Origin of the sequence: Geminicoccus harenae, assembly GCF_019800005.1 — a bacterium.
In the GTDB taxonomy this organism is placed as follows: Bacteria; Pseudomonadota; Alphaproteobacteria; order Geminicoccales; family Geminicoccaceae; genus Geminicoccus; species Geminicoccus harenae.
Genome location: NZ_JABGCL010000002.1, coordinates 228,020 through 248,599 on the forward strand (window position 1 = coordinate 228,020; position 20,580 = coordinate 248,599).

Here is a 20,580-nt window from a genome sequence, read left to right on the forward strand (position 1 = left end):
GCGGGACTCCGGAGATAGGCGTTTACTCCTATATCCGGGATCCAGCCATTACTCCAGCCTGGAAGGAAACTGGTTCCGCAACCGCCCGAAGCCCGGTCATTTCGGCAGTCCGGCAAGGGTCAGCCCCTCATCGATGAACTTCCGATATTCGGGGTCTTCAAACTCATCCACCAGCTGATAGCGCACCGCTTGCGGATCAGGCATCACGCTCAATGCCGCCTCGATCTCCGACCTCGCCTCTTCCGTGCGCCCCAGCCGTACGAGGCAAATGGCCAGATAGCCGTGAATGTACCAGAACTGCTTGTACTGGCGCGAGTAGGCCTGCAACGCGTCCACGTAGCGGCCCAGTAACAGCAGCACCAGTCCCCGCACCTCCCAGTACCAGGTCGGTGGAATAGGGTCGCGTTCGAGCAGTTCGTCCAACATGGCGAGCGCAGCTTCGGCCTTGCCGATCCGCAGGAGCCACTCGCTGTAGTAGCCCATGGCGTGGGTGTCGCCGGGGTTGAGACTGATGGCGCGCTGCAGGTGGGAGCCCGCCAGCTCGAACCGCTTCCTGTAGGTCAGGGCCATTCCCAGATAGGCGTGCGCCTTGGAGTCTCCGTTGTCGAGCGCAACCGCCCTGCGGGCCGCCGCCTCCATCCCATCGAGATACTCGTCCCGAGGATCGGCCAGCCAGCGGACATAGCAGATCGCGCTCAGCATGGAATGCGTGAGCGAATGGTCTGGATCGAGGGAGAGTGCCCGTTCCACGAGGGGCATGGCTCGTTCGGCCTCATGCGCCGTCACATACTTCCTGGCCAGCAGGAGGCACTCGTATGCAGCCAGGCTCGGCATGTTGCGGCTCCTGGCGCTATCGGCAATCGCCAGCCCCAGCCTCGCTTCCAGAGTAACAACGATCGTTCTGACGACCTCGTCCTGAACGGCGAAGATATCGGTCAGCTCACGATCATAGCGCTCGGCCCACACTTCCCCGCCGCTCGGAGCATGGGTCAGTTGCACCGCGACCCGCACTCGAGATCTAGAACGTCTTACGCTGCCGGTTGCGATATACTCTACATTGAGCATTCGCGCGGCCGCCCCACCATCGATGTCCTTGCTCTTGAAGGAGAAGGAAGAATTGCGGGCGATGACCCGCAGGTTCCGGAACCGCGACAGTTCGGTGATGATGTCCTCGGAGATCCCTTCGGCGAGGTAGTCCTGCTCCGTGCTGCTGCCCATGGTGCTGAATGGCAGGACCGCGATCCCCGTCTTCCAATGTGCCGCCGCAGGAATAGTCATCCTGGTCATCGGGGATGAACCGGCATCGAGCACGACATTGTAAATGCGCACCAGCCTGCCGATGTTCTTGAGGGTCTGCTCGCCGGTATCCTCGAATTCGAGCTGCAGGTTGTTGCCGATACTCTCCTTGACCCAGCCTGTCACCGCGATGCCGCCCGGTGGGGCGAGGCTCTCGACCCTGGCGGCGATGTTCACCCCATCGCCGAACAGGTCATCGCCGTCGACGATGACGTCGCCGAGGTTGATGCCCATCCTGAACTCGATGCGCTGCTCATGCGGAACGTCGGCGTTGCGCTGCCGCATTTCCCGCTGGATTCCGGCAGCACAGTCCACCGCGTTCACCACGCTCGGAAACTCGACCAGCATGCCGTCACCCGTGAGCTTCACGATGCGGCCGTGATGCTGGCTGATCAGCGGCTCGATCAGCTGTGAGCGATGGTTCTTGAACGCTGCGAGCGTGGCGACTTCGTTGATTTCCATCAGCCGGCTGTAGCCAACCACATCCACAGCCAAGATGGCGGAAAGTCGTCGTTCCATGACCGGGCACGATGATGATGGAAAGCTTCAGCATATCGTAGGAAGCACGGCTCCGGCAATGTCCAGGCCATGGCTCTGTTCCCCAGCAGGCGAGAATACGCACGTTCGGCAATGGCACCCGTCCAGGACGGGCGCCACGCCATCTTCATCCAACTGTGCGAGTCGATCACATCGTCCAGGACAACCGGCCGAGCCGGCGGCGGGCATGGCGGGGCCCCGTTTATGGACTTACTCCTATAACCGGAATGTCGGCTGGATTGCCAGCACGGCGGTGCCGGCATGCCGCCCGCGAGGTCCGTCCTGCGCTACGGGTTCACGCCGAGCAGCTTCAGGTCGACCGAGTCGGCCATCGCCCGGTAACCGGTATCGTTCGGATGGAGATGGTCGCCCTTGTCGTAGGCGGCCTGGATGTGCTTCGGGCTGTCGGGGTTGCGGGTCACCGCGTCGAAGTCGATCACGCCGTCGAAGGCGCCGCTGGTGCGGATCCAGTCGTTGATCGCCTGGCGCTTCGCCTCCTTGGTCTCGTCGTAGTAGCCGAAGAGCGGCGTGCCCTCGAAGGTGTCGGCGAACGGCGTCAAGGTCGCGCCGATGATCCGCATCCCGTTGGCGTGCGCCCGGGCGATCAGCTGCTCGTAGCCGGTGATCACGTCCTCCGCGCTGGGGGCCGGCTCGCCTTCCGGCACCAGCAGCGTGCCCGGCCAGCCGATGTCGTTGATCCCCATCATCAGCACCACCGTGTCGGCATGGGGATGGCTCAGCACGTCCCGGTCGAAGCGGGCGAGCGCGTTGTCGCCCATGCGGTCGCGCAGGATGCGCGCCCCGGAGATGCCTTCGTTCAGCACCGCGACCTCGGCCCCCGCCTGATGCAGGCGCTCGGCCAGAAAGTCCGGCCAGCGGTGATTGGCATCCAGGGTGGAGCCGTCGCCATCGGTGATCGAATCGCCGAACAGCACGACGGCGCGGGCGCCCGGGGCGGCATCGACCATGATCCCGCTCAGGAAGATCCGCGACTCGATCGTCTGCGCCGGCTCGAAGGTGGTCGCCTGGGTGTGATTGCCCTCGCCCGAGATGTAGGCGGTCTGGCGGGCGTCGTTGTGCCAGGTGGTGGTGGGTGTGATCTCCGGCAGGAACAGGCTGACGGCGACGTCGCCCAGCGGCTCGACTGGCATGTCCACGGGGTCGCTCAGGATCGGCGCGCCGGGCGGCACGGTGACGGACGGGTTGCCGCCAAACGTCAGGGCGTGGTCCGAGCCGGGCTTGATGGCGCCGTTCTCGTCGGCCAGCGCGATATGCGCCGCACCGATCACCAGGGGGCGGTCGCCATACTCGTTGGAGAACTCCACGCGGACCCGGTCGCCGCCCAGGCTGACCTGGGCGACCTGCCGGATGGTCTGGTTGCGCAGGGCGCGGGGGATGTTGACCGGCGCGAAGAAGTCGGGCTCCCACACGGGCTGCGGGCTGGCCGACCAGGTGCCGATCCATGCACCGTCGTCGGCCGATTGCGCCTGGGCCGGTGCCGGGATGGCGGCGGACAGGCCGCACAGGATGACGGTCAGCGCGAACAGCGTCCGCCGCACCTTGGCGCGGACAGGTGCGGCCGGCGGCAGGTTGTCCTGAAACTGCTCGGACACGATTACCTCCTGATATGCTCTTTGCCGGGCCTGATGATCGCTTCTTGACTATGACGATCATTACCCGTTGGTCGAGGCTAGTAGTGTTCCCTGAATGGAACAACCGGCTGCGGGTCACGGCACTGCGGCTGTTCTGGTGCGGGTCCGGGCGCCGATATGCCGGGCATCCGGACCCGGAGCGAAGGCAGTTCCTTGATCTCCGCCGCGAACCAGCTAGATTGTAAGCTAGCTCATGCGGAGAGTAGCATGTCCGAGATCGGCGCCTTCGAGGCCAAGAACACGTTGGGCAGCCTGCTCGACCGGGTCGAGCACGGCGAGGAGATCGTCATCACCCGGCGCGGCCGGGCGGTTGCCCGGCTGGTGCCTGCGGGTCGTGGGCATGACCGGGCGAAGGCGCGCGCGGCAGCCGAACGGATCATGGCGCGCAGCAAGGGCGCACGGCTGGACGGCATCGGCCTGAAGGAGCTGATCGACGAAGGCCGGCCGTGAGCCTCGTGCTCGATTGCTCGATGGCGCTGTCCTGGTTCTTCGAGGACGAGCGGACGCCGGCGGCCGACGCGGTGCTGGCGCAGGTCGCCGAGCACGGCGCGGTGGTGCCAGGCATCTGGCGGCTGGAAGTGGGCAATGCGCTGCAGGCTGCCGTGCGGCGCGGACGGGTCGATGCCACATTCCGGGACGCATCCATCAGCGATCTGGCCTTGCTCGACATCGTGACCGACCAGGAGACAGACGGGCATGCGTGGGCGACGACGCTGCAGCTCAGCGACCGGTTCCGGCTGACCACCTACGACGCTGCCTATCTGGAGCTGGCCAGGCGGCGCGACCTGCCACTGGCTTCGCTGGATCGGGAACTGCGGACGGCGGCCCGCGTGGTGGGGACGGAACTGCTCGGGGAGTAGGCCCTGAGGTTGCGTCGGCCGGCCTAGAGGACCTGGTCGTCCTGGCCGCTGCGGTTGCTGTAGAACACGAGGCCCATCAGGACGATCCCGAGCACGCAGGTCAGGACGACGCCCAGGGTGAAGGCGATCCAGCCGTGCAGGCCGAGATTGATGTCGTCGAAGGCGCCCATGAGCCAGACGATGCCCATGACCAGGGCGATGAAGCCGATGCAGCCGGCGACGAACCCGCTCAACTGGCGCATCCGGATCGCTCCTCTTCCTGTGGGCCCGGGCCGTGGCTGGTGGGGTGGCCTAGCGCGGCATGTGGTGGCGGCGGGCGCTGGCCGGGCTGATCCGCGGGTCGTTCAGCCATCGGATGGCCTGCCCTGCTTTGCCTGCTCCTCGGCGCAGACGGCGAGCGCCAGCGCGGAATGGGCATAGGCGCCGCCGGCCCGCATCTCGGCGGCGACCCAGATCGCCTCCATCAGTTCCTGAGGGGTGGCGCCGGCTTTCAGTGCCGCTTTGGTATGGCCCTTGATGCAGTAGGGGCACTGGGTCACGTGTGCCACGGCAACCGCGATCACCTGCTTCATCCGGGCAGACAGGGCGCCCTCGGCGAACACCTGGCGGCTGAACGCATCGAAGGCGGCCTGGGTTTCCGGCGTCAGGTCGCGGCGCTGCTGCGCGATCTCGCGGGTCGCCGCCGGATACATCGCATCTGCCATGGCTTTCCTCCGGGCTCGGGCCGCGCGCGGGTGACCCTGCATCCTCGGCTTCATTTGGGCCCGAGATGGTCAAAAGCAATATCTAGAATATATGTTTAAGGAGGCACCGCGTCCGGGGACGGAGCCACGATGCGCCTGACGGTCCATGCCGACTATTCGCTGCGGATGCTGATCCATCTGGCGACCAGGCGCAGCAGTGCGGCCACCATCGCCGGGATCGCCGGTGCCTACGGAATCTCCAAGGCGCACCTGAACAAGGTCGCCTACGGGCCGGGCTTGGCCGGCTATGTCGGGACCGTGCGCGGCAAGGGCGGCGGGGCCTTCAATGAGCGAGGTAGCGGGAGGCGGGCATGACAGCGCGGGTTGCGGCGGAGCATGGGGCAGTCAAGCGGATCTGCCTGCCGGTGACGGCTGGGGATGGCGTGCGGGTCCTGGCCGACCGGCCATGGCAGCGGGGCGTGAGCAAGGCCGGGGCCGCGCCGGACGCATGGAACCGGGACGTGGTGTTGCGGGAGGTTCTGCCGGACGGCTCTGGCGGCCGGGCCGGGCGTGGAGCGATGCAGTCAATGATTGAGGAGACGATGCGATGATGCCTCAGCACGTGCTGGCCAGGGCGCGCGAGCGCCTGACGACCATCGATGCGACCGCACCCGTGACCGAGGCGGCCGACCGCATGGCAAAGCCGCATGTCGACCTCGTGGTCGTGTGCGATTCGGACGGGCGGATGGTCGGGGTCGTGACGAAGACGAACATCGTCGGCCAGGTCAGGCAGTGCCTGGGCGGCGCCTGCACGACCAGTGTGGCGGACATCATGGTCCGGGACGTGGTGTCCTGCGGCCCGGACGGCTCCCTGCAGGACGTCTGGTCGGCGATGAAGGGCACCGGCCTCCAGCGCGTGCCGGTGGTCGACGGGCACGGGCGGCCGGTCGGGATCATCTATGCGCGGGACGCCCTGCAGCACCTGCTGCGCGAGGTGGAGGACGAGGAGGCGCTGCTGCGGGACTATGTGCTGGGCATCGGCTACCGCTGAAGGGCGAACGGGCGCCCTTCCTGGCAGGAAGCTGGCCGGCGGGGCCGGCCAGCATGGTGGCAGGCCTCAGCCGGCCATCTGGTAGGAGGCGGCCGCGGCGCGGTGCATGGTGCGGGTGGCGAGCTGGGAAAGCTGCTCGCCGGCCTCGCGGCTCTCGCGCGCCGAGGTCTCGATGAAGTGCTGGTCGTGCTTGCGCTTCATGAAGACCGCGAACGGCGCCAGCGCACGGTAGCCGGCCTCGCGGTAGTGGGCGACGCGCTGGGCGACGGCGATCAGGCCGGCATCGCGCAGGTCCTGCTCCGGCATGCTCTCGATCAGGGCCTCGCTCGCCTCGCGGATGCAGGCGATCGGATCGGCGCCGGTGCTGACGGTCTCCTGGCCGAGCTCGCCCAGGATCTGCTCCAGCATGTGGCGCCGCTGCAGACCCTGCTCGACCCAGTCCCCGAAGATCTTGTCGAGATCCTTGTGCCCGGCGGCAGCGCGCAGGGTCGGCACCAGTTCACAGAGCTGGCTCTCGCCGCAGAAAAGCTCCTGCAACTGCTGGGTGTAGAGATCTTCCAGGGTGTAGATCGACAACGTTTCTGTCCTTCTTGGGCCAGGGCGGAACAATGACCGGCGGCCGCGCATCCTGCCCCCGCGCCAGGATCGGCTTCGGCGCAGGCAACGCGCAGTAACGTGCAGTGTTTTCGGGGATCCACCGGAATCCAGTTCTGGATATGGCTACTGAAGCTGTATTATTCAATAGCTTGGTGGAGCCAAGGTTTTTCTTTTCATCTGTCTGGTGGACAGGGGCGCGACCGGCGGACGACGGGAGGGGAAATCAGCGGAACGCCGGCTCGTCGAAGCTGCGCAGCTTGCGCGAATGGAGCCGGTCGGGGCCCTGCTCGCGCAGGAGCCGGATCGCCTCCAGCCCGACCAGCAAATGCTGCTCAACGCGCTGACGGTAGAACTGGTCGGCGGAGCCGCGCAGCTTGATCTCGCCGTGCAGCGGCTTGTCGGAGACGCAGAGCAGCGTGCCGTAGGGGACGCGGAAGCGGAAGCCGTTGGTGGCGATGGTGGCGCTCTCCATGTCGACCGCGATGGTGCGCGACTGGGAGAGGCGCTCGAAGAACTCGTCGTAGCGCAGCTCCCAGTTGCGGTTGTCGGTGCTGGCGACCGTGCCGGTGCGCATCCTGGTCTTCTGGTCCAGGCCGGACAGGCCAGTGACGTTGGCCACCGCCTGCTGGAGGGCGACCTGGACCTCGGCGATCGGCGGGATCGGGACGAACGGCGGGACCTCGTCGTCCAGCACATGGTCGTCGCGGACATAGCCATGGGCCAGCACATAGTCGCCGAGCTGCTGGGATCGGCGCAGGCCGGCGCAATGGCCGAGCATCAGCCAGCAATGCGGGCGCAGCACCGCCAGATGGTCGGTGATGGTGCGGGCATTGCTGGGGCCGACCCCGATATTGACCAGCGTGATGCCGCGGCCATCGGGGCGGGTCAGGTGGTAGGCCGGCATCTGCGGCAGATGGGCCGGGGACGTGCCGGACGGCTCCCGGTCGGTCAGGCGCGGGTTGGGGGTGACGACGTTGCCGGGCTCGACCAGAAAATCGTACTCGTCGCCGTCCAGGATCTGCTTGCGGCCCCAGGTGACGAAGTGCTCGACATAGCGCTGGTAGTTGGTGAGCAGGATGAAGCGCTGCACCCAGCCGGGCGAGGTGCCGGTATAATGCGCGATCCGCGCCAGGCTGTAGTCGACCCGCTCGGCGGTGAACAAGGCCAATGGGCCCGGCCGGTCCTTGGCCCGCAGCGCCGTGCCGTTGGCGATCGCGTCGTCGGTGCGCGACAGGTCCGGCATCGGGAAGACGTGCTGGAGGCGGCGGCGCTGGACCTCGTCCAGGTTGGGCGGGATGTCCTCGGTCACGAAGGGGAGCGGGATCGGCCGGTCGCTCACCCCCACCACCACCGGCTGCTGGTGGTTCTCCATCAGGATGGCGAGCTGGTTGCGGTAATAGTCGCGGAAGAAGTCGGGGCGGGTCAGGGTGGTGCCGTAGATGCCGGGCTCGTGGAGCACGCCATAGGCGAGCCTGCCGTCGAGCGCCAGGTGATGGGCCTCGACCACGATGCCGACGAACGGATAGCAGGCGTCGATCGGGCCGGGCTCCACGCCTCGGCCGAAGGCCTGCAGCGCATCGTGCAGTGCCTGCCGGGATTCTTGATAGATCGCCTCGATCCGGGCCACCGCCTCGTTCGGATCATGAAACACGCTGGCGTGGCGGACGCCGAAGCCGCCGAACTGTTCCGCCAGATCCATCGCCATGAGCTGCCTGCTGTCCTTGCCTGTCGCTGCGGTCTCACTTAGCACGGCCGGGTCGATCCCGCCGCATCTGCCGGCTCACGCCCTGCAACGAGACCCATGGCCCCTCCGCTTCTGGCACTGCGCTCCGCCTCGCTCGGCCTCGGCCGCAAGCGCCTGTTCGACCAGCTCGACGTCTCGCTCGCCAAGGGCGAGCGGGTCTGCCTGATCGGCCGCAACGGTGCGGGCAAGTCCACGCTCCTGAAGGTGCTGGCCGGGATGGTCGAGCTGGATTCGGGCGAGCGCTTCCTCCAGCCGCGCACGGGAGTGAGCTATTTGCCGCAGGAGCCGGACTTCGGCGGGCACGCCACCGCGCTGTCCTTCGTCGCCGCCGCCCTGCCCGAGAGCGTCGACCCGCCGTTACGCAAGGTGATGGCCGAGGCGGTGCTGGGGCGGCTCGGCATGGACCCGGAGCGGCCCACCGCCCCGCTCTCGGGCGGCGAGGCCCGGCGGATCTCGCTGGCGGCGGCGCTGGTGGTGGAGCCGGACGTGCTGCTGCTGGACGAGCCGACCAACCATCTGGACATCGCGTCGATCGAGTGGCTGGAGACGGAGCTGGCGGCGTTCCAAGGCGCGCTGGTGATCATCAGCCATGACCGGCGCCTGCTGGCGAACGTGTCGGCGGTCACCTGGTGGCTGGACCGGGCGAAGATCCGGGTCCACGACCGGGGCTTTGCCGATTTCGAGAACTGGTCGGAGCAGGTGCTGGCCGAGGAGGAGGCCAATCTCTACCGGCTGCAGAAGCGGATCGAGGCGGAGGAGCACTGGCTGCACCGCGGCGTTACCGCCAGGCGCAAGCGCAACATGGGGCGGCTGCGGCGCCTCCAGGATTTGCGCCAGCAGAAGCGCTCCTGGGTCGGGCGGACCGGCAGCGTCGATCTGCGCATGGATGCCGGCCAGGCGTCGGGCACGCTGGTGATCGAGGCCAAGGCGATCAGCAAACGCTTCGGCGAGCGGGTGATCGTCCAGGACTTCTCGACCCGGATCCTGAAGGGTGACCGGGTCGGGCTGATCGGGCCGAACGGGGTGGGCAAGACCACGCTGCTCCGCATGCTCACCGGGGAACTGGAGCCGGACAGCGGCCAAGTGCGGCTCGGCACCAATTTGACGCTGGCGCGGTTCGACCAGACCCGGGCGCAGCTCGATCCGGATGCCACGCCCTGGACCACGCTCTGCCCGGAGGGCGGCGACCAGGTGAACGTGCTCGGCCGCTGGCAGCACGTGGTGGGCTATCTGCGCTCCTTCCTGTTCGAGGAGGAGCAGGCGCGCACGCCGATCCGGGTGCTCTCGGGCGGCGAGCGCAACCGGCTGCTGCTCGCCAAGATCCTAGCGGCACCCTCCAACCTGCTGGTGCTGGACGAGCCGACCAACGACCTGGACATGGACACGCTCGACCTGCTCCAGGAGACGCTGGACGGCTACGAGGGCACCGTGCTGGTGGTCAGCCACGACCGCGACTTCCTGGACCGGGTGGCGACCAGCACGATCGTGTTCGAGCCGGACGGCACGGTCCAGGAATATGCCGGCGGCTATTCCGACTGGCTGGTGCAGCGGGCAGCGCAGGAGCCGGCGGCGGCGAGCAGGGCTGCCCCGGAGAAGCCGAAATCGGAGCGGCCGAAGCGGCCGATGGAGACCAGGCTGCTGCGCGAGCTGGAGCGGCTGCCGGGCAAGATGGAGGCGGCCACGGCCGAGATCGCCAGGCTCGAGGAGAAGCTGGGCCAGGCGGACTTCTACCTGAAGGACCCGGACGGGTTCGCCAAGGTGAACGCCAGCGTCGAGGCCAAGCGTGCCGAGCTGGCGGCGATGGAGGAGCGCTGGCTGGAGCTGGAGACGATGAAGGAGGCGGCGGGCCTTTAGGCTTCGCTTTTGCGCTGCATCCAGACGGTGGCGAGCGGCGGGCTGGCTGGCCGGCTCGGTTGCGCTAGGATGGCGTGGTCCGAGTGGTCCCCGTCGAGGGAGGCAGATCCTGGCCAAGACGACCCCTGCCCGCCTCCTGCTCCTTGCCATCGCCGCAGTCGCGCAATGCTGGCCCCTCGCCTGGGCGTCGTCAGCTTCGGCTGCCGGGCCGCGGCCGGTGGCGGTCTTTCCGGTCGAGTTCGCCGACACCAGCGGCGAGGCGCCCGGGGCAGATCGGACCGGGCGGATCGCCAGTACGACCGCGGAACTGGCCGACCTGCTCGAGCAGTCGGGCAGGTATCGCGAGGTCGATCTGACGCCGGTCCGCCAGCGCCTGACGGCGGCGGGCCCGCTTCATCTCTGCGACGGCTGCTGGCTCGACCTGGCCCGCGAGACCGGTGCCAAAGTCGCTGCGGTCACGGTCGTGCACAAGATGTCGACGCTGGTGGCCTCGATCCATGTCTGGCTCGTCGATGTCGCGGCCGGGCAGGTCATCCGCGACGGGGCGGTCTCGCTGCGTGGCGATACCGACGAGGCCTGGCGGCGCGGCGTTCGCTATCTGGTCCAGAACGTCCTCCTGAAGGAGGACCCGGGCCATGTCTCGCGGTCGTCGCCATTTCCGGGCGGGTGATGCGGCCGGGCAGGAAGTGAAATCTGGCAGGAGGGAAGTACCGGAAACCCTGCCTGGCAGATCAATGAAAACCACCTTGCGCCAGATCAGGTGCAGTGCAAGCATGTCTATTGCAGCAGGTCTGATCACACTCGACGAAGTGAGAAATGATGCTGTGCCACGAATAGGGATGGCATCCGAGATGCGTGCCGTGACGCTTCCTCGGTGGGTGCGCGCATAGCTGATATCGGGTCAGTTCTTTCCTGCTGCTGGCACCGGTTGGAGGCCCGACATGCGGAAGTGGCCCAGCTTGGCGGTTGTCATGCTGTCTGCGGCGGCAGGTCCCGCAGCGGCCCTGCCAGATGGGCCGGCCAGCGGCCGGATGGCCGCCATCTGCGGCGATTGCCGGGTGGAGCGCTTCACCCAGTGCGGCGCGCAGCTCAAGGGCCCCGCCTTCGACGAAGCGGGCAATCTCTGGATGGTGAGTGGGCGGACCGGCGACATCCACAAGGTGACGCCGGATGGCCGGTGCACGACGGTGGCGAACTCGGGCGGGGTGCCGGCCGCCTTGAAGTTCCACCAGGATGGCCGGCTGTTCGGCGCCGATCTCGCCCGGGGGATCTTCGTGCTGGATCTCGCCACGGGGGCGATCAGCGACTATGCCACCGAGTTCGGGGACAAGGGGTTCGCCGGGCCGTACGACCTGGTGTTCGACGCGCTGGGCGGGCTCTACTTCACCGATGCGGGCACCGGCCGGGTGCGGTCGTCGCTGCTGTCGCCGACCGGGGCCGTCTATCATGTGTCGCCGGAGCCGGCGAAGAAGGTCCGGCGGCTGGCGGGCGGGCTGGCCTTTCCGAGCGGGCTGGCGCTGGATGCTGCCGGGCGCTCGCTCCTGGTTTCCGAGAGCAGCGCCAAGCGGATCTTCTCGATCCGCCTCCAGTCGGGGCCGGAGGCGCCGCTGATCAGCTCGGTGGTGGTCCAGCTCCAGGGCAAGCCTACGGCCGACGGCATGGCCTTCGATGTCGAGGGCAATCTCTATGTCGCCCATGCGGGAGCTGGCGAGGTGCTGGTGCTAGACGCTGACCAGCTCCCGGTCGGTGCAATCGCGCTTCCAGCCGGGGCCGGGCAGTCCCCGACCGGCCTGGCCTACCATGGCGGCCATCTCTACGTGACCGAGGCGGACGAGAACGAGGTCTGGCGCGTCCGGGTGACGAACCCGCTCGTGGATCACCAGAAGGGTGCCGATGCCGGCGAACTGGTCATGGCCGACCCCATCCCTGGCAAGATCACCAGGAGCGGCATCGCCGTCGAGCTCGATACGGTCCTGACGGCGCCGCCGACCGCCAAGGTGACCAGGAACTTCCCGCGTGCGGCCCTGGTCCAGCTTGCCGACGCCGGGGACGGTTCGGGCAAGCTCTACCTCGCCGACCAGAACGGGGTGATCTGGCTCATCCGTAATGGGGTGCTGGCAGCCGAGCCGTTCCTGGACCTGCGGGAGGTGCGGGGCCCTGCCCTCATCACCGGCGGGCATCAGGTGGGCTTGCGCAGCTTCGCCTTCCATCCGGACTTCGGGCGGAAGGGCACTCCTGGCCATGGCAGGCTGTACACCGCGACCACCGAGAGCACGATCAGCGCCACCGGTGCGGTCAGGCTGTTTGAGGGGCCGGGCAGCGCCGCGCTGCATGACGTGCTGACGGAATGGCGGGTGGACCCGGGCGATGCGGACCGGGTCGATCCGGCCTCGCGGCGCGAGATCCTGCGTGCGGAGCAACCCGCCCGGATCCACACGATCGACCTCATTGCCTTCAACCCGGCGGCGAGGCCGGGCGAGGCCGATTACGGCAAGCTCTATCTGGGCTTCGGTGACGGCGCGTACCGGGAGGGTGTCCCGGACCCACTGCGTCAGGCCCAGGACCCGTCCACGCCGCTGGGCTCGATCCTCCGGATCGACCCGCTCGCCAGCGGGGACGATGCGTACCGCGTGCCGGACGACAATCCGTTCCTCGGCCGGCCGGGCTACCTGCCCGAGACCTGGGCGTTCGGCTTCAAGAACCCGGAACGGTTCAGTTGGGATAGTGTCACCGGGAAGATGCTCATCTCCGACATCGGCCAGGAATATGTCGAGGAGATCAATCTGGGCCTGCCCGGCGGCAATTACGGCTTCGGCCTGCGCGAGGGGACGTTCGCGCTCGACCCGAAGGACGCGCGCAGGCTGTCCATGCTGCCGGCCGACGATGCCGCGAACGGCTTCATCTATCCTGTGGCTCAGTACGACCACGACGAGGGCGATGCCGTCATGGGCGGCTTCGTTTATCGCGGCCGGGCGATCCCGGAGCTGCAGGGCCAATATGTCTTCGGCGACCTCGTCCGTGGCCGGGTGTTCCATGTGCCGGTGGGCGAGCTCGTCCAGGGCCGTCAGGCCGGGATCCGCGAGCTCACGCTGCTCGACGAGGGGCGGGAGACGACGCTCAGGCAGCTCGTCGGCAACCAGCAGCGGGTCGACCTGCGCTTCGGCACCGATGGCGAGGGGGAGCTCTATTTGCTGACCAAGCAGGATGGCGCGGTCCGCGCGGTCCGGCCGGCGGGTGCCGGGACGGCCAGGGCGAAGGGATTGGCCGAGCCTGGTGCCGATGGGCAGCTCCGCCGCTAGCCGCTTGGCCGGCCCCGTCAGTTCCGCGAGGCGGCGAGCCGGGCCCGCTCGGCGTCGCATTCCGGCAGGCGGTTGCGCGGGTCGAAGCTCTCGGCCGCGCCCGGCTTGGCGCAGAGCGGCAGGCCGGCCTTGCGGGCGCCGGCGATGAACAGGTCGGCGGCACTGCCGCCCAGCTGGTAGAGGTCGTTGTCGACCCAGGCCTCGGCGCTGAAGCCGGGATCCAGGCGCAGCACCTCCCGGGCATGATGGCGGGCCCGTTCCGTGAGGCCCGCCTGGGCGCAGCTCAGCGCCAGCATGACCTGCACCTCCAGCCAGGGGTTGGGCAGCTTCTCCAGCGCCGCCACGGCGTCGGCATGGCGGCCGGCGAAATAGAGCGGCATGGCATAGGCCAGGTAATGGAAGGGCGGGTGGAGCGGGTCGAGCTCGTGCAGCGCGCGCTCGACCAGCCGCACGCCCTCGGCGGCGCGCTCCGCCCCCAGCGCCTGGGCGATGCTGCCGCCGACCCAGCGGTTGACCAGCGCATTGTTGGGGGCGAGTTCCAGGGCGCGCTGCCAGGCCTGCCAGCCCAGCTCCGCCTCGCCCTTGCGGAAATGGGCGTTGCCGAGGGTGAGCTGGACCTCGGCATCGGCCGGATCGAGCTCGGCGGCCCGCTGGGCCGCCTGGTCGGACTTCGCCCAGGCGCGGTCGCGGTCGCCGGACCAGCCGTTGAGCGCATCCTGCTCGTAGATGCCGGCCAGGAACGCCCAGGCGCGAGCGAAGCCTGGATCGAGTGCCAGCGCCTGTTCCAGGAGCCGCTGGGCCTGGAGGATCCCATCCCGGTCGTGCCGGCGGTAGGGCTCGCCGGCCAGAAGATAATAGTCCCAGGCGGTGAGGCTGCCGGGGGTGCGGCGCTGGGCGCGGTCGCGCCACTCGGTCCAGATGGCACCGTCATAGCCGGTGAGCGTCCCGACCAGCCGGGTCAGGACCTCGTCGCGGATCCGGAACAGATCGCCGGCTGGCCGGTCGTAGCGTTCGGACCAGAGATGGGTGCCGCTGGCGGCATCGATCAGTTGCGCGTTGATCCGGACGCGGGTGGGCTCGACCTGCAGGCTGCCTTCCAGCACATAGTGGACGCCCAGCACCCGGCCGACCTCGCGGACATCGGTGGCGTTGCGCTTGATCGCCTCCACCGAGTTGCGGGCGATCACCAGCAGGCTGCGGGTGCGGGCGAGTTCGGTGATCAGGTCCTCGGTGAACGCCCCGGCCAGGCGCTCCTGCCGCTCGCCGCCGCTGAAATCGTCGAACGGCAGGACCGCGATCGCCGGGCGGTCGGGCAGCACGGCGTCGCGGCCGGGCCCGTCCAGGCCGTGCCACCACGCCCCGGCACCCAGGCCCAGCAGGAGCAGCAGTGCCAGGGCGGGCCGCCCGGGCCGGCGGAGCCTGAACCGGAGCCGGGTGGCCGTCCCGCCGAACCGGACCCGGTAGATCCGTACCGGCCGCTCCATGTTGCGGACCCGCTGCTCGCCGATGAACTCCAGCGGCAGGTCGAGCTTGCCCTGGAGATGGTCGTAGGCCGTGCCGGAAATGATCACGCCGCCCGGCTCGGCCAGATGCTCCAGCCGGGCGGCGACATTGACCCCGTCCCCGTAGAGGTCGCCATCGGCCTCGCGGATCACGTCGCCGAGATTGATGCCGATCCTTAGCTGGATGCGGCTGGACGAGGGGTTCTTCGCCTCCTTGCCGCCGCAGACCTGCTGGATCGCCACCGCGCAGCGCACCGCATCGACCACGCTGGTGAACTCGACCAGGGCGCCGTCGCCCATCAGCTTGACGATGCGCCCGCGGTAGCGGGTGATCATCGGCTCGACGCAGCCCTGCCGGAACGCCTTGAGCCGGGCCAGGGTGCGTTCCTCGTCCTGCTCCATCAGCCCGACATAGCCGACCACGTCGGCCGCCAGGATCGCGGCGAGCCGGCGCCTGCCCGCGGTGCCGGGCGCGGTCGTCCTTCTCGCGGGCTTGTCCATCGCCCAAGACCTCCCAGCCACGTCGGGCCGGGTATCATATACCTCCTGCCCCCTGCGGCGAACGCGCCAGAGGTTGTATTCCTATGATTGTGACGCGATGGCGCGTCCGGCCGCCGCCCTGCCCATCCCTGCATGGCTCGTGCTAGGCGGGGCTCGCGCGCCGGAGGGAACCGGGCTGCGCATGTCGATCCCGGCACTGGAGGCGACCATGAGCAACCGGAAGAAGGTGATTCTGCTCGCGTCCGGCATCCTGCTGCTGCCGGGCTCCGCCTGGGCGCAGTATTCGCCGACCGCCACCCTCGATCTCGGCATGGGCTTTGGCCGGATGGCCCTGGGCCAGGCGGTGCTGAACAGTGCGCGGGCGGCAAGCGGTGCCGGTGAGAAGTCGCCCGACACCGGGAGCGAGCAGCGCGCCACCATCGAGCGGGCCGAACCCGATCCCGCGCACGCCATTCCCGAAGGTTCGCTGACGTTCGAGGCCGTGCCGGGGGTCTCGGACTTGGTCATCCGGCGCTTCGTCGACGAGCTGAGCAAGGACCATCCGCAGCTGCGCGCGCAGGTCGAGGAAGAATTCCGGTCGGGCGCGTTGCAGGACTATTTCAGCGAGCTGCTGGATCGCTATGGCTACGAGGCTGACCATCTGGCCGATGTGTCGGCTGCCTATTACCTGTCCTTGTGGAAGATCGCCCATGGGCGCGAGCTCACCCCGGGTCAGATCGCCGGTGTGCGGCGGCAGATGCGCGCCCTGCTGGCGGAGGAGCCGGACCTGATGCGGCTCAGCGACGCGCAGAAGCAGGAGATCAGCGAGATTTTCGCGCTCAGCGCCTCCCTGTCCTTGCAGGGCTACGAGCAGCTCGTGCGCAGCGGCGATGAGGAGACGCTGGCGAATTTCCGCCGCGGCGTGCAGGCCACCTATGCGCCGCAGGGCCCGGACCTCACCGCGCTGTCGGTGACCGACGACGGCTTCTTCATCGAGTGAGCCATGGCGCGGGGGCGGCCGGTTCCCGGATCGGGATGCAGCCGGCCGCCTCCGCTGTGCTCAGCCGGCCAGCAGCTCGCGGAGCGGGGCGTCGATGGCGGCGCGGTCGCCCGGGTTCATGAGCGCCATGTGGCCCCAGGGCGAGGCCACCACCCGCACCTCGGCGTTCGGGATGTGCCGGGCCTCGGCCTGGCTGTCGACCGGCGGGAAATAGCGGTCGTTGTCGATCGGCACGATGATCGTGCGGGCCTTGATGGCGCCGAGCGCCGCCTCGAGGTCACCGCCATGGGCCGGGTTCGCGCTGATGTCGCCCTGCTCCCAGGTCCAGAGCTGGGAAAGCAGGTTGTTGGCGTCGCAGCGGGCGAAGAACGGCTCCCAGAAATCGGCGACGTGCTCGACCGTGCTGCGGGAGCCCAGCGGCCGGAAGGCTTCCTCGCGGAAGAACGGCTCCGAGGTGCCCCAGCCGGCATAGATGGTGGCGAAGGCCTGGATGCCGCGGACCGGCGGGCGGTCGTAGAAGCCGTCCTGGAAGGCCGGGTCCAGCTCCAGCGTGCGCCGCAGGGCCAGGAGGAACACCTTGTTGTAGTTGCCGGTCCGGGCCGAGCCGGCGATCGGGCAGGCCGCCTGCACCATGTCCGGATACTGTGCCGCCCACTGGAAGGTCTGGCAGGCGCCCATGGAGAAGCCGGTGACCAGCCGCAGCCGCTCGATGCCCAGCCGCTCGGTGACGAGCTGGTGCTGCAGGCGGACATTGTCGTGGATGGTCACCTTGGGGAAGCGGCCGCGGTCGACCGGTGCCGGGCTGTTGCTGGGCGAGGACGACAGGCTGTTGCCGAGCAGGTTGGTCAGGATGATGAAATACTTGTTCGGGTCCAGCGCCCGGTCGGCGCCCAGCATGAAGGTCTCGCTGTCGGCGTGGGTCCCGGTGTACCAGCTCGGCACCAGCACCGCATTGTCGCGCGCGGCGTTCAGCTTGCCGCGCGTGGCATAGGCCAGCTTGGCGGTCGGCAGCACGCCGCCCTTCTGCAGCATGAAGTTGGGCACCTCGAAGGTATCGACGTCGCTCATCTCGTTCCTCCCCGATCTGCCGTGGCGTTGCCGCCGGCATGGCCGCCAGTGGTAGGCTCTGTCTCGCGGCAGGCAAAGCACCCGGCGCCGCGACGGGTGGGTCCACCGTGACCGATCGTTCCGCCTGCGCTAGATTGCAGCGCAGCAAAAGGCTTGGAGATGGCGATGGCACTGGCGTCGGCCGCGACTGGAGCGGCATCGGCGAGGCTCGGGCGATTCGACTGGCAGGACCCGCTCCTGCTGGAGGAGGAGCTTTCGGACGAGGAGCGGATGATCCGCGACGCGGCGCGGGAATATTGCCAGGGCGCGCTGATGCCGCGGGTGCTGGAGGCGAACCGGCACGAGGTGTTCCACCGCGAGATCATGACCGAGATGGGCGGGCTCGGCCTGCTGGGTGCCACCATCCCCGAGGAATATGGCGGGGCGGGTGCATCCTATGTCGCCTATGGGCTGGTCGCGCGCGAGGTGGAGCGGGTCGATTCCGGCTACCGCTCGGCGATGAGCGTGCAGTCCTCGCTGGTGATGTACCCGATCCATGCCTATGGCGACGAGGCGCAGCGCCGGCGCTGGCTGCCGGGTCTCGCCAAGGGTGAGCTGGTCGGCTGCTTCGGCCTGACCGAGCCGGACTTCGGCTCCGATCCCGGCGGGATGCGCACCCGGGCGAAGAAGGTCGACGGCGGCTGGCTGCTGTCCGGCTCGAAGAACTGGATCACCAACTCGCCGATCGCCGATCTGGCGGTGGTCTGGGCCAAGGACGACGAGGGCGAGATCCGCGGCTTCGTGGTCGAGCGGGATACGAAGGGCTTCGAGACGCCCAAGATCGACGGCAAGTTCTCGCTCCGCGCCTCCACCACCGGCATGATCATGCTGGACGAGGCGTTCGTGCCGGACGGCAACCTGCTGGCGGGGGTGAAGGGGCTGAGAGGCCCGTTCGGCTGCCTGAACCGGGCGCGCTACGGGATCAGCTGGGGCTCGATGGGGGCGGCGGAGTTCTGCTGGCACCAGGCCCGGCAGTACACGCTGGATCGCCAGCAGTTCGGCCGGCCGCTGGCCGCCAACCAGCTCATCCAGAAGAAGCTGGCCGACATGCAGACCGAGATCACGCTGGGCCTGTCCGCCTGCCTGCGCACCGGCCGGCTGATGGACCAGGGCAAGGCGTCGCCGGAGCTGATCTCGCTGATGAAGCGCAACAATTGCGGCAAGGCGCTCGACATCGCCCGGGTGTCCCGGGACATGCATGGCGGCAACGGCATCGCCGACGAGTACCATGTGATCCGCCACGTGATGAACCTGGAGGCGGTCAACACCTATGAGGGTACCCACGACATCCACGCCTTGATCCTGGGCCGCGCCCAGACCGGCATCCAGGCCTTCTCCTGATGAGCGAGAAGCGGCCGATCACGCTGACCGACGGGGTCGCGGCCAGCGGCTCCACGCGCAGCGGGCTGGAAGTCATCCAGGGGATGATCGACGGCGACCATGTCTCGTCCATGGCGACCACCATGGACTGCCGGGTGGTCGAGGCGGAGCAGGGCAAGGCGGTGATCCGCGCGGTGCCGAACGAGGGCTTCCTCAACCTCCATGGCACGGTGCATGGCGGCTGGGCGGCGACCGTGCTGGACACGGCGCTGGGCTGCGCGGTGGTGACCACGCTGGCGCCCGGCCAGGGCACCGCCACGGTCGAACTGTCCACCCGGTTCCTGCGGCCGATCTTCCCGGAGACCGGCCCGGTGCTGGCCACCGGCACGGTGCTCAACCGCGGCCGCCGGCTGGTGCTGGCGGAGGGGCGGATCGTTTCGAAGGACGGCAAGCTGCTGGCGCAGGCCACCGGGACCTGGACGATCCTGGAGGCGGAGGCCAGGTAGCAGGAGGGGCCAACCGGCCGTATCCCCGGCGAGCCCAGGCCTTCGGCCGGGTCCCGGGGATCGCCGCTGGCCGCGGGATCAGTCGTCCCAGTCCGGCAGGGCCTCCAGCTGCTCCTTCGTGAGGTTGGTGACCAGGCCGTTCTCGCCCCGGGTGAGCTGATCGATCTCGATCACGACATCCTTCTCGTTGATGCCGAGAAAGCCGCCCACCTCGGCCGATACCGCGGTGACCTGGCCTTCCGGCGTCATCAGGACATCGTCGATCTCGCCGATGCTCTCGCCGTTCGGGCCCACGAGGTCGAGATCTTCCACCTCGTCGACCGTCAGGCCGAACGCCTCGACCCTGACCGCGTCATCCGCCTCGACCAGCGTGGCGGTCTGCGCATGGGCGATGCCGGCCACGCCGAGGATGGCGCCAGCGAGGATCCATTGCCGCATCATGAGTCACTCCCGTTTCGATCTTTCCGGCTCAAGCAACGCCAGGATCGGGCAGTGGTGCCATGAGATGCAGGGCTTTTCGCCCGGCCCATACGCAAACGACCGCAGCAGCCGTCGCCGTTGCGGTCGTCAGGTCAGGCACTCGATGAGGTCGGCGGGGTTCGGGCCCCGCCGGTTCGTCGCACGCTTTTGGTTCAGACCGGCCGCTTGTCGGCCGTGTTCTCGTGGGCGGGAGCGGGAACGTCGTCGGCCTTGGTCACGGCCGGATCGTCCTGCATGCCCTTCTTGAAGGTCTTGATGCCCGAGGCGAGGTCACCCATCACCTTCGGCAGCCGGCCGGCGCCGAACACGATCAACACGATCACCAGCACGACAATCCAGTGCCATGCGCTGAAGGAACCCATCGAAACTCTCCCAGTGCGACGTACCCGGAACGTAGCGACGTGCGGTCGGGATGCCAAGCGGCGATGGGCCGGAGCTCAGGTCAAAGCGGCAGGATAACGTCCAAGAACATGGCAGGCTCCCTGCCCGTGTCGAAGATTTCTGTGGTCCTTGTCGTGAATTCGCACAATTTTGTGCGTTTTCTCACATCCAAGCCCTGGGTGTCCGTGACACATAGACGGCGCTGAGGGCTCTGTATCGACCGGGTGGTCC

21 protein-coding genes are annotated in these 20,580 nt (G+C 68.3%); 11 read left to right on the top strand and 10 right to left on the bottom strand.

What is annotated here, in order from left to right; translation table 11 throughout:
- Positions 1 to 96: 96 nt before the first annotated feature.
- The gene (locus HLA95_RS02440; protein ID WP_191057530.1) at positions 97 to 1,815 is read right to left on the bottom strand and encodes a tetratricopeptide repeat protein; all 1,719 of its coding nucleotides are present in this window, start codon (positions 1,813 to 1,815) and stop codon (positions 97 to 99) included.
- A 305-nt stretch (positions 1,816 to 2,120) separates the two neighbouring features.
- A complete protein-coding gene (locus HLA95_RS27975; RefSeq protein ID WP_222182265.1) occupies positions 2,121 to 3,446 on the bottom strand; it encodes an SGNH/GDSL hydrolase family protein in 1,326 nt (441 codons plus the stop codon).
- A gap of 246 nt (positions 3,447 to 3,692) precedes the next feature.
- Between HLA95_RS27975 and HLA95_RS02450 the strand changes: the two genes are divergently transcribed.
- Both HLA95_RS02450 and HLA95_RS02455 read left to right on the top strand, forming a co-directional pair.
- The gene (locus HLA95_RS02450; protein ID WP_191057529.1) at positions 3,693 to 3,935 is read left to right on the top strand and encodes a type II toxin-antitoxin system Phd/YefM family antitoxin; all 243 of its coding nucleotides are present in this window, start codon (positions 3,693 to 3,695) and stop codon (positions 3,933 to 3,935) included.
- Complete coding sequence (locus HLA95_RS02455; protein ID WP_191057528.1) at positions 3,932 to 4,345, top strand: type II toxin-antitoxin system VapC family toxin; 414 nt, start codon at positions 3,932 to 3,934, stop codon at positions 4,343 to 4,345. The genes HLA95_RS02450 and HLA95_RS02455 overlap by 4 nt, the downstream gene beginning before the upstream one ends.
- A gap of 23 nt (positions 4,346 to 4,368) precedes the next feature.
- Here the strand turns inward: HLA95_RS02455 and HLA95_RS02460 are convergent, their stop codons facing one another.
- Both HLA95_RS02460 and HLA95_RS02465 read right to left on the bottom strand, forming a co-directional pair.
- Positions 4,369 to 4,587, bottom strand: a complete 219-nt coding sequence (locus HLA95_RS02460) for a hypothetical protein (protein ID WP_191057527.1) — start codon at positions 4,585 to 4,587, stop codon at positions 4,369 to 4,371.
- 102 nt (positions 4,588 to 4,689) lie between these two features.
- Positions 4,690 to 5,049, bottom strand: coding sequence for a carboxymuconolactone decarboxylase family protein (locus tag HLA95_RS02465; protein WP_191057526.1), 360 nt, complete (start codon positions 5,047 to 5,049; stop codon positions 4,690 to 4,692).
- Between the two features lie 129 nt (positions 5,050 to 5,178).
- On the opposite strand from HLA95_RS02465, the gene HLA95_RS02470 reads away from it, so the two are divergent.
- The 3 genes from HLA95_RS02470 to HLA95_RS02480 are packed head-to-tail and all read left to right on the top strand — an operon-like array spanning position 5,179 to position 6,079.
- Positions 5,179 to 5,403 (top strand): Rrf2 family transcriptional regulator, encoded by a 225-nt coding sequence (locus HLA95_RS02470; protein ID WP_191057525.1) that lies wholly within the window; start codon positions 5,179 to 5,181, stop codon positions 5,401 to 5,403.
- Positions 5,400 to 5,639, top strand: a complete 240-nt coding sequence (locus tag HLA95_RS02475; RefSeq protein WP_222182267.1) for a DUF488 family protein, N3 subclade — start codon at positions 5,400 to 5,402, stop codon at positions 5,637 to 5,639. The genes HLA95_RS02470 and HLA95_RS02475 overlap by 4 nt, the downstream gene beginning before the upstream one ends.
- Positions 5,636 to 6,079, top strand: coding sequence for a CBS domain-containing protein (locus HLA95_RS02480; protein ID WP_191057524.1), 444 nt, complete (start codon positions 5,636 to 5,638; stop codon positions 6,077 to 6,079). The genes HLA95_RS02475 and HLA95_RS02480 overlap by 4 nt, the downstream gene beginning before the upstream one ends.
- 66 nt (positions 6,080 to 6,145) lie before the next feature.
- On the opposite strand, the gene HLA95_RS02485 is transcribed toward HLA95_RS02480, so the two are convergent.
- Positions 6,146 to 6,655, bottom strand: coding sequence for a DUF892 family protein (locus HLA95_RS02485; protein WP_191057523.1), 510 nt, complete (start codon positions 6,653 to 6,655; stop codon positions 6,146 to 6,148).
- A gap of 244 nt (positions 6,656 to 6,899) precedes the next feature.
- Positions 6,900 to 8,375, bottom strand: coding sequence for an AMP nucleosidase (locus HLA95_RS02490; protein ID WP_191057548.1), 1,476 nt, complete (start codon positions 8,373 to 8,375; stop codon positions 6,900 to 6,902).
- Positions 8,376 to 8,477: 102 nt separating this feature from the next.
- Between HLA95_RS02490 and HLA95_RS02495 the strand changes: the two genes are divergently transcribed.
- From HLA95_RS02495 to HLA95_RS02505, 3 genes are all read left to right on the top strand, one after another.
- Positions 8,478 to 10,274: an ABC-F family ATP-binding cassette domain-containing protein gene (locus tag HLA95_RS02495; RefSeq protein ID WP_222182269.1), complete on the top strand. Its 1,797-nt coding sequence runs from the start codon at positions 8,478 to 8,480 to the stop codon at positions 10,272 to 10,274.
- 217 nt (positions 10,275 to 10,491) lie between these two features.
- On the top strand, positions 10,492 to 10,944 hold the full coding sequence (locus tag HLA95_RS02500; protein ID WP_191060851.1) for a DUF3280 domain-containing protein: 453 nt from the start codon (positions 10,492 to 10,494) through the stop codon (positions 10,942 to 10,944).
- A 301-nt stretch (positions 10,945 to 11,245) separates the two neighbouring features.
- Positions 11,246 to 13,573 (top strand): SMP-30/gluconolactonase/LRE family protein, encoded by a 2,328-nt coding sequence (locus HLA95_RS02505; RefSeq protein ID WP_222182272.1) that lies wholly within the window; start codon positions 11,246 to 11,248, stop codon positions 13,571 to 13,573.
- 17 nt (positions 13,574 to 13,590) lie between these two features.
- Here the strand turns inward: HLA95_RS02505 and HLA95_RS02510 are convergent, their stop codons facing one another.
- Positions 13,591 to 15,576, bottom strand: coding sequence for an adenylate/guanylate cyclase domain-containing protein (locus HLA95_RS02510; protein ID WP_222182274.1), 1,986 nt, complete (start codon positions 15,574 to 15,576; stop codon positions 13,591 to 13,593).
- Between the two features lie 97 nt (positions 15,577 to 15,673).
- On the opposite strand from HLA95_RS02510, the gene HLA95_RS02515 reads away from it, so the two are divergent.
- Positions 15,674 to 16,555 carry a DUF6683 family protein gene (locus HLA95_RS02515; RefSeq protein WP_222182276.1) on the top strand — a complete coding sequence of 294 codons (882 nt, stop codon included), beginning with the start codon at positions 15,674 to 15,676 and terminating at the stop codon, positions 16,553 to 16,555.
- A 60-nt stretch (positions 16,556 to 16,615) separates the two neighbouring features.
- On the opposite strand, the gene HLA95_RS02520 is transcribed toward HLA95_RS02515, so the two are convergent.
- Positions 16,616 to 17,623: an alpha/beta fold hydrolase gene (locus HLA95_RS02520; protein WP_191059990.1), complete on the bottom strand. Its 1,008-nt coding sequence runs from the start codon at positions 17,621 to 17,623 to the stop codon at positions 16,616 to 16,618.
- 165 nt (positions 17,624 to 17,788) lie between these two features.
- Between HLA95_RS02520 and HLA95_RS02525 the strand changes: the two genes are divergently transcribed.
- Both HLA95_RS02525 and HLA95_RS02530 read left to right on the top strand, forming a co-directional pair.
- Entirely contained in the window at positions 17,789 to 19,003 is a 1,215-nt protein-coding gene (locus HLA95_RS02525; protein WP_191059989.1) for an acyl-CoA dehydrogenase, read from the top strand.
- Complete coding sequence (locus HLA95_RS02530) at positions 19,003 to 19,488, top strand: PaaI family thioesterase (RefSeq protein WP_191059988.1); 486 nt, start codon at positions 19,003 to 19,005, stop codon at positions 19,486 to 19,488. Before HLA95_RS02525 ends, HLA95_RS02530 begins: the two co-directional genes overlap by 1 nt.
- Before the next feature lie 78 nt (positions 19,489 to 19,566).
- Here the strand turns inward: HLA95_RS02530 and HLA95_RS02535 are convergent, their stop codons facing one another.
- Positions 19,567 to 19,929 (bottom strand): PRC-barrel domain-containing protein, encoded by a 363-nt coding sequence (locus HLA95_RS02535; RefSeq protein WP_222182278.1) that lies wholly within the window; start codon positions 19,927 to 19,929, stop codon positions 19,567 to 19,569.
- 191 nt (positions 19,930 to 20,120) lie between these two features.
- Positions 20,121 to 20,330, bottom strand: coding sequence for a twin-arginine translocase TatA/TatE family subunit (locus tag HLA95_RS02540; RefSeq protein ID WP_191059986.1), 210 nt, complete (start codon positions 20,328 to 20,330; stop codon positions 20,121 to 20,123).
- Between the last annotated feature and the right edge of the window lie 250 nt (positions 20,331 to 20,580).

Coding starts and splice junctions, on each gene's coding strand:
- HLA95_RS02540 (WP_191059986.1), bottom strand. CDS start 20,330: ATGGGTTCCTTCAGCGCATGGCACTGGATTGTCGTGCTGGTGATCGTG.
- HLA95_RS02470 (WP_191057525.1), top strand. CDS start 5,179: ATGCGCCTGACGGTCCATGCCGACTATTCGCTGCGGATGCTGATCCAT.
- HLA95_RS02510 (WP_222182274.1), bottom strand. CDS start 15,576: ATGGACAAGCCCGCGAGAAGGACGACCGCGCCCGGCACCGCGGGCAGG.
- HLA95_RS02520 (WP_191059990.1), bottom strand. CDS start 17,623: ATGAGCGACGTCGATACCTTCGAGGTGCCCAACTTCATGCTGCAGAAG.
- HLA95_RS02525 (WP_191059989.1), top strand. CDS start 17,789: ATGGCACTGGCGTCGGCCGCGACTGGAGCGGCATCGGCGAGGCTCGGG.
- HLA95_RS02475 (WP_222182267.1), top strand. CDS start 5,400: ATGACAGCGCGGGTTGCGGCGGAGCATGGGGCAGTCAAGCGGATCTGC.
- HLA95_RS02515 (WP_222182276.1), top strand. CDS start 15,674: ATGGCGCGTCCGGCCGCCGCCCTGCCCATCCCTGCATGGCTCGTGCTA.
- HLA95_RS02440 (WP_191057530.1), bottom strand. CDS start 1,815: ATGGAACGACGACTTTCCGCCATCTTGGCTGTGGATGTGGTTGGCTAC.
- HLA95_RS02530 (WP_191059988.1), top strand. CDS start 19,003: ATGAGCGAGAAGCGGCCGATCACGCTGACCGACGGGGTCGCGGCCAGC.
- HLA95_RS02505 (WP_222182272.1), top strand. CDS start 11,246: ATGCTGTCTGCGGCGGCAGGTCCCGCAGCGGCCCTGCCAGATGGGCCG.
- HLA95_RS02490 (WP_191057548.1), bottom strand. CDS start 8,375: ATGGATCTGGCGGAACAGTTCGGCGGCTTCGGCGTCCGCCACGCCAGC.
- HLA95_RS02450 (WP_191057529.1), top strand. CDS start 3,693: ATGTCCGAGATCGGCGCCTTCGAGGCCAAGAACACGTTGGGCAGCCTG.
- HLA95_RS02480 (WP_191057524.1), top strand. CDS start 5,636: ATGATGCCTCAGCACGTGCTGGCCAGGGCGCGCGAGCGCCTGACGACC.
- HLA95_RS02495 (WP_222182269.1), top strand. CDS start 8,478: ATGGCCCCTCCGCTTCTGGCACTGCGCTCCGCCTCGCTCGGCCTCGGC.
- HLA95_RS02465 (WP_191057526.1), bottom strand. CDS start 5,049: ATGGCAGATGCGATGTATCCGGCGGCGACCCGCGAGATCGCGCAGCAG.
- HLA95_RS02460 (WP_191057527.1), bottom strand. CDS start 4,587: ATGCGCCAGTTGAGCGGGTTCGTCGCCGGCTGCATCGGCTTCATCGCC.
- HLA95_RS02535 (WP_222182278.1), bottom strand. CDS start 19,929: ATGATGCGGCAATGGATCCTCGCTGGCGCCATCCTCGGCGTGGCCGGC.